A 672-nucleotide genomic window follows, 5' to 3' on the forward strand; every position below is an offset into this window, starting at 1 on the left:
GTGCTGGTGGGTTGACGAGTTCGTCTTGTTGACCTGTCGGCATGCTTCCGGATGCCTTTAAACGGGTGTCGGGAGCGGACGGCATCTTTACTTTGAACAAATTTGAGTGCTCAAAGCAGGCCTGTGCGCCTGAAAATTCTTGCATGGAATAATGAAATAGGACTTCGGTTCTATTTTGTTGGTTTTCGGATCCGAAGTAATGGTTAAGAGGGACAGACGGGGGCATTTGTATGGCGGTGTTAGAGGTGAAATTCTGGGATCGCCGCCAGACAAACTACAGCGAAAGCATTTGCCAAGAATGTTTTCATTGATCAGGAGCGAAAGTCAGAGTTTCGAAGACGATCAGATACCGTCGTAGTTCTGACCATAAACAATGCCGACTGATGATCCGCGTTGGTTCTATAATTGACATCGCGGGCAGTCCCCGGGAAACCTTTAAGTCTTTGGGCTCCGGGGGGAGTATGGTYGCAARGCTGAAACTTAAAGGAATTGACGGAAGGGCACCACCAGGAGTGGAGCCTGCGGTTTAATTCGACTCAACACGGGAAAACTCACCCGGCCCGGACACTGTGAGGATTGACAGAYTGAKAGMTCTTTCTTGATTCKRTGGGTGGKGGTGCATGGCCGTTCTTAGTTGGTGGAGSGATTTGTCTGSTTAATTCCGATAACGAA

General features: G+C 49.1%; 1 rRNA gene. It reads left to right on the top strand.

Going from position 1 to position 672, the window contains the following annotated elements:
- A 16S ribosomal RNA gene (locus DZ860_RS25360) occupies positions 1–672 on the top strand; the annotation flags it as partial.

It is taken from the genome of Vibrio sinensis (genome assembly GCF_003605645.1).
Taxonomy (GTDB): Bacteria; Pseudomonadota; Gammaproteobacteria; order Enterobacterales; family Vibrionaceae; genus Vibrio; species Vibrio sinensis.